This is a genomic window from Rhizobium sp. PRIMUS64 (genome assembly GCF_023006465.1).
GTDB lineage: Bacteria > Pseudomonadota > Alphaproteobacteria > Rhizobiales > Rhizobiaceae > Rhizobium > Rhizobium leguminosarum.
The window spans coordinates 40,331-46,507 of the sequence record NZ_JALBGX010000051.1; the positions used below are offsets into that span (position 1 = coordinate 40,331).

The 6,177-nt window shown below is 61.1% G+C and carries 8 protein-coding genes; 5 read left to right on the forward strand and 3 right to left on the reverse strand.

What is annotated here, in order from left to right:
* Window positions 1–23 precede the first annotated feature (23 nt).
* Window positions 24–809, forward strand: a complete 786-nt coding sequence (locus MOV76_RS20400) for an ATP-grasp domain-containing protein (RefSeq protein ID WP_130652659.1) — start codon at window positions 24–26, stop codon at window positions 807–809.
* Between the two features lie 73 nt (window positions 810–882).
* The gene (locus MOV76_RS20405; RefSeq protein ID WP_018447120.1) at window positions 883–1,464 is read left to right on the forward strand and encodes a dienelactone hydrolase family protein; all 582 of its coding nucleotides are present in this window, start codon (window positions 883–885) and stop codon (window positions 1,462–1,464) included.
* 94 nt (window positions 1,465–1,558) lie between these two features.
* Here the strand turns inward: MOV76_RS20405 and MOV76_RS20410 are convergent, their stop codons facing one another.
* Window positions 1,559–1,933 carry a VOC family protein gene (locus MOV76_RS20410; protein ID WP_247265164.1) on the reverse strand — a complete coding sequence of 125 codons (375 nt, stop codon included), beginning with the start codon at window positions 1,931–1,933 and terminating at the stop codon, window positions 1,559–1,561.
* Window positions 1,934–1,941: 8 nt separating this feature from the next.
* Complete coding sequence (locus MOV76_RS20415) at window positions 1,942–2,118, reverse strand: hypothetical protein (RefSeq protein ID WP_018242615.1); 177 nt, start codon at window positions 2,116–2,118, stop codon at window positions 1,942–1,944.
* A 263-nt stretch (window positions 2,119–2,381) separates the two neighbouring features.
* Between MOV76_RS20415 and MOV76_RS20420 the strand changes: the two genes are divergently transcribed.
* Together MOV76_RS20420 and MOV76_RS20425 are read left to right on the forward strand one after the other, a co-directional pair.
* Window positions 2,382–3,362: an SDR family oxidoreductase gene (locus MOV76_RS20420; protein ID WP_113543563.1), complete on the forward strand. Its 981-nt coding sequence runs from the start codon at window positions 2,382–2,384 to the stop codon at window positions 3,360–3,362.
* A gap of 263 nt (window positions 3,363–3,625) precedes the next feature.
* Complete coding sequence (locus tag MOV76_RS20425) at window positions 3,626–4,678, forward strand: AraC family transcriptional regulator (protein ID WP_113543564.1); 1,053 nt, start codon at window positions 3,626–3,628, stop codon at window positions 4,676–4,678.
* Window positions 4,679–4,707: 29 nt separating this feature from the next.
* Here the strand turns inward: MOV76_RS20425 and MOV76_RS20430 are convergent, their stop codons facing one another.
* Entirely contained in the window at window positions 4,708–5,118 is a 411-nt protein-coding gene (locus MOV76_RS20430; protein ID WP_047621145.1) for a DUF4260 domain-containing protein, read from the reverse strand.
* A gap of 552 nt (window positions 5,119–5,670) precedes the next feature.
* On the opposite strand from MOV76_RS20430, the gene MOV76_RS20435 reads away from it, so the two are divergent.
* Window positions 5,671–6,177 (forward strand): biotin/lipoyl-binding protein (locus MOV76_RS20435; RefSeq protein WP_247265165.1); only part of this gene is annotated, 507 nt, incomplete at its 3' end.

Here is a 6,177-nt window from a genome sequence, read left to right on the forward strand (position 1 = left end):
TTGTAAGAAAGGCAGGGAACAGAATGCAGTGGCTTCTCCAGCAGTTCGAAGATACCAACAAGCTGGCCGAGGCGCTCGACCAGCTCGGAATCTCCTACACATGGCACAAGGTCGTACCGTTTGTCGGCGAGCTCATCCCCGAGCCGGTCGTTGCTGATCCGGGTTCAGTGGTCATGTTCGGCTCCTACACGCTGTGGAAGAACGCCGAGGCGAACGGTTACCGGCCGGGTGTTTTTAAACTGCGTCCTTTTGTTCACGAACAGGCGTGGCACCCTTACCTCCTCAACGGTGCTGATGCGCTGTTCCTGACACTCCAGGATGTCCCCCAGCGTCTGGCGGATGACGGCAGGGACTGGTTCCTGCGCCCGGTCGACGACAGCAAGGAGGAGCCCGGAAATGTTAAATCGACCGGCGAGATCATCCGTATGGCAGAGAGGGTGCTGGCGCTCGACGAAGATGAAATCCCCAAGGGTTCACTTCGTCACGACACGCTGCTGATGCTCACCGAGCCCGTTCGCATCCTGCGCGAATGGCGTCTCTGGGTCGTCGACGGTCGGATCGTCACCTATTCGCTCTACAAAGACGGATCGCGTGTCGTCCATCGCCACGAGATTGATGACGATGCGCTGGACTTCGGGCAGCGCATGGTCGACATCAACGCCGGCTACTCCCAAGCTTATGTCATCGATGTCTGTCGGACGGAAGAGGGACTGAAGCTGCTCGAGACGAACTGTCTCAATGCCGCCGGGTTCTACGCCGCAGATCTCGTGAAGCTGGCGAGGGCGATCGACGGCCTGGCCCGCACCTGACGTCTTTCCGGCGAGGGAATGACGCTGTAGAGTTGCAGAATGTTTGCCCGACTATCCCACCCGGAGGCTCCGTATGGCTGAGGTCCTGTTGTTTCACCACGCACAAGGGCTGACCCCGGGTGTGCGCGCGTTCGCCGATGACATCAGGGCAGCCGGCCATATCGTGCACACGCCTGACCTGTTTAACGGACGCACATTCCCGAGCATCGAAGAGGGTCTCGCCTACATCGGGGAGATCGGATTCGACGAAGTCAGGGAGCGGGGTGTCCGGGTCGCCGACGAATTGCCGCCCGGGCTCGTCTATGCTGGGTTCTCGTTCGGCGTGCTGCCGGCGCAGAAGCTGGCGCAGACACGCCCCGGCGCCCGAGGGGCGTTGCTCTTCTATTCCTGCCTGCCGATCAGCGGCGAGTGGGCCTTCGGACCCTGGCCGGACGGCGTCGCGGTGCAGATCCACGGCATGGACAACGATCCGATCTTCACAGGTGAGGGCGACATCGACGCCGCCCGCGAGATCGTCGCGAAGGTCGAAGACGCGGAGCTTTTCCTGTACCCAGGCGATCAGCACTACTTTGCCGATAGCTCGCTGCCGTCCTATGACGCCGATGCGACCGCGCTGCTCACCCTCCGCGTGATCGAGTTCCTGAATCGCGTCTGATCCAGACATTCCGCGAGAGATCCGGTTTGGCTCCGGCAAGCCGTCCTGAGATGGGTGCCGTTCATCCTGCGTCGCGGCTTCGGCGCGGCGCGGACTATTCGGACGCCACGCAGAAATTGTTGCCTTCGGGATCATTCAAGACCGTGTAGCCATCTGCTTCCCGGACGAAGGTCGCTCCGAGGGATAAAAGCCGTTCTACCTCCCTGGCCCGATCGGGGGTGGCAATATCGAAATGAAGCCGGTTGCGGGCGGGACGTTCCCCCTGGCGGAGGTGGAAGCAAAGGCGGGTTCCGGGACCTTCGACCATCACGGCCGGGTCAGTTTCTGGCGTCAGTCCGAGAGCGGCCAGGCGGGCCAGTTCGTCGTCGTCATATGGCATCACTTCGTAGCCATCGAGCGCCTCCGCCCAGAACTGGGCGACACGCGAGGGAATGTCGCAATCAATGACAATTTCTTTCAGCCTTGCCATGGAGCTCTTCAAGAATTGTTCGGCCGGCGATGGCAAACGCGTTCAACGACCGCACCGCCGACTGCCGGCAGCAATGCAAAAAGCACGAGCTGCGGTGTCTCCGTCAGCCCCAACAGGCCAGACATGAGGAAGGCGACCAGCAAACCTGCCAGCGCCCCGGCTGCATAGGGCAGATAATCTTTCAAGAGAGCCTCGGTCTTGTGCTGATATCAAACATTAGCTGCGTCATTCGCTTGAGATAGAGATCTTTGCGTTATCGGCAATGGTTGGCTGCGGTCGAACCTCACGCCGACCGATCGGCCTATGCGGAATGTCACAATGTTGGTAGGGGGCAGATCGATCAAACGATGTGACCCGGTGCGCCTGATTTTGCAGGAGACGACCATTTTCTTTCGCGCTATGAAGACTGACCGCATATCCCGCCACATCCGACACCGAGGTCCTTCCCATGGCTTTGAAAATCCTTTTCGTTGGCGGTACCGGCCAGATTTCATATCCGTGCGTCGAGCGCGCTGTGGCCCAGGGTCACCATGTCAGCGTCTACAACCGCAGTTTGAGAGGCGACCCATTGCCTGCGGGGGTTACCTCGATCGTCGGCGATCTCGCGGCACCCGCCTATGTGGACTTGTCCAAAGCCAATTATGACGTTGTCTGCCAGTTCATTGCCTTTACACCCGATCAGATTGCGCGCGATATCGATGTGTTTGCGGGGCACTGTGGCCAGTACATCTTCATCTCTTCGGCCTCGGTCTATGAAAAGCCACCGCGCCACTACGTGATTACCGAGCAGACACCGGCGATCAACCCCTACTGGCGCTATAGCCAGGACAAGATTGCCTGCGAGACGCTGCTCAAGAATTCCCAGAATCTCGCCTGGACCATCGTCCGTCCCAGTCACACCGTTCGCACGGGCCTGCCCATCATGATGGGCGACAGCGATGTCATGGCGAGACGCATGCTGGATGGTGAGCCCACCATCGTGGCGGGCGATGGCCATACGCCCTGGACGCTGACCCGCTCGGTCGATTTTGCGGTGCCCTTTGTCGGACTTTTCGGCAAGCCAGCGGCGCTGAACGAGATCTTCCATATCACCTCCGACCGCGCCCACATCTGGAACGATATTCAAACGGCGATCGCCAGATTGCTTGATGTCGAGGCCAGGATCGTACACGTGCCGACAGACACCTTGGTCCGCTACAATCCGGAGTGGGTTGGACCCCTCCGGGGCGACAAGGCGTGGTCGGCAATCTTTGACAATTCAAAGGTCAAAAGCGTGGCAGGCGACTTCAACTGCGCCGAGAGCCTTGATGAAATTCTGGCGGAGCCGATCATGCATCTCAAGCAGCGCCTGGCCAAGAACCGCCCGCCAAGGGGCGATCTTGATGCTTTGGTCGATCGGATTTGCGCTGCGCAAAGCGCTCTCGGCTAGGCAGGTCTCGTAGAGCAACTTTCCGAAAGACACGGCGCAGGCGGTCGTGCCTGCGCTGATCACCCGGACTTGCAATGTCGCCGATCTCGACAGCCTGTCGGGTTGGCTGGAAAACAACCATGCAGACCTCAACGGCGGATTGAGATTTGTGGCCGGCGGCCCAAACGATCGGACGAGGTATCACGGCAGGCATTCACAAAAAATCCCAGCCTAAAACGCGTCCTAAAACATGATGGAGGTCGCGCCGGGTGAGGATCTCGGCAATGATGGCCATCTATTCGCCACTCCGATCCTACCAGGCCATGCTGTTCGTTCCGCTTCCCTTCGTCGTTGCCATTCTGCTGCTTGTCCTCTTCGTCACCGTCCTGCGGCGCGACGAGGAGACGCAGCCCAACCGGCCGTTTCTGGCACTGATCCTGCTCGCCGTGCTGCAATCTGTCCTCTCCGGGCTGCGCTGGGGCTACGGGGTGCAGGCTGTGGGCGTGATCGCGCCCGTCACCGCGGCGATGGTGCCGCCGCTTGCCTATGCCGGGGTTTCCAGGCTGGTGAGGACGAGTTGGCGGCCGCTGGCGGTGCGGATTGCGCTGCATGCCGTGCCCGCTGCCGTCATCCTCTTGTTGATGGTGGTCTGGCGGGATGTGATCGATATTGCGCTGGTGCTTGTTTTCGTCGGTTATGCCCTGGCGATCCTGCTTCTGATGCGGCCGGGCGCGGATGCGCTTCGGCTTGCGCCCTTCGAGGGAGCGGTGCCGGCCTATCGGGCAATCATCTTCGCGGCGGTGGCCCTGTGCCTGTCGGCCTCGGTCGATATCTTCGTCTTTCTCGATTTCACATGGGCGCATGGCGAGCATGCGCTGACGCTGATCAGCGTCAGCAACCTCGCCATCCTCGTCATCCTCGGCATTGCGGCCGCCGCTGCCAGCCGAAGCCGGGCGCCGGCCGAGACGATGGAGGCGGCGCTGAAGCCCGAAACGACCGAGGACAAGGAGACGATCGCCACGGTCGATGCGCTGATGGAGGCAAAGAGGCTCTATCGCGACGCCAATCTCAATCTCGACCGGCTGGCCCGCAAGGCCGGCATTCCCGCCCGCCAGATCTCGACCGCGATCAACCGGGCGATGGACAAGAACGTCTCGCAATATGTCAATGATTACAGGATCGGCGAGGCCTGCCGGCTGCTTGCCGCAACCCAGAAATCGGTGACCGAGGTGATGTTCGAGGTCGGCTTCCAGACGAAGTCCAACTTCAACCGCGAATTCCGCCGCGTCACTGATATGACGCCGATTGCGTGGCGGGAGAAGAAGGCGGAGCGGTGAGGAGCAGCCCCGACGGGCTTTGGTCCTCGTCAGTTTCGCTTGCCTATAACGCCCAGATGGGTGTGACTGAAGGCGGATGCGTATTTCAATCCATAACCCAGGCTTCGGTCAAAGCCCGCATGAGCCGTCAGAATGAGGGCGATCTGCCACAGCAGGTCGATGCCCAGCAGCCAGCCCGCGCCGGCGAGTAGTATGGCCGAGATGTAGCTGTGAACCGTATTGTAGACGATCGCTCCCAGCCGGGCATGGAGAGCATAGGCCGCGAAGCTGAGGTCCGGCGTGAAGAACAGAATGGCATAGAGCCAGGGGTTGCCGCCAGAGACGAAATAGACCGTTGTCGCGCCCGCCATGATCGCGAAAGCCTCGAGCCGCAGCACCTCACGCACGCCGCCGGTCACCGATCCTGCCGAAGGAGAGATGATGTTCGCTGCCTGGTTCATTGGTCTTGTTCCTTCATGACAATTGTCGCCGCACTGCCGGCGCCCTCTGATGCGGGGATTTTTTAGCATGAACACTGCGGGCGCCAAATTCGCGATCGATGAATAAGCGCCATACATGTTTGCAACGTTGGTTCGGTAGGCACTGACGTTTTCGAATGCCGAAATCCGCATTCGTCTGGACCGTCATTGCCGCACAATTCCGCAATTATGAACGACGTGCCGAGGGATGAGCGAGGAATAGGGCGCTGCCACACATACCTTCTCTCCGGCGGGGAGAAAGGGCTGGCACGCGAATGAAGGGGTGAGCAGTGGATCTACGAATGCTCGGCGCGTGAGCCAAGGGCAATGAGGGGCGTGCCGTGTGGCGCGCTCGTCCGACCCTTAGGGACCATCGAGAGGGGTCTCAACCCGTCCCACGGACCCCCGCTGGAGAGAAGAGGGGAGCAAGTCTCAGATCCGACAATTGCCGCCACCGCGTACACAATCACGATCGAGGACTGTCTGGAACGTGTTCGAGGTCGCGATTTCAGCCGGGTCGGCGATGCTTGCGGCATGAACACGACATCAGAACATGACCGAGACCTTGCCGCCAAGCTGAGATCGCTTTCGATCGAGCCCGCGGCCTTCAAGACGGAGCCGCCGGAGCCCCGTGTCCGGCGGCGTGTGATCCCTCGAGCAATGCTGGCCCTTGCTGCGACTGCATCGCTGGCGGTGGTTCCCTTCTATCGGTCGGAGCCGCTGGAGCGCATCGAGACCATGCTTGCAGGCTTCGCGAACAGCGACCCTAGGATATCCGTTCGTGATGCGGAGGCGCCGGCCGAGGGCGGCGCTGCTGCCGAGCGCGGACGGGCGTTGCCTGCCGATGAAGCAGCGAGCCCGGCCTTGCCAATCCGGGAAGTCACCGGCTCCGGCTACGTCGTGGCACCCGATATCGCCACCGTCTTTTCCAAATATGAGGGCCGGATCATCGCGGTCGAAGTCGAGGCGGGCGGCAGGGTCGCGGCGGGGCAGGTGCTGCTGCGGCTCGATGATGCGGGCGCCCGCTTTGCGCTTCAGGGG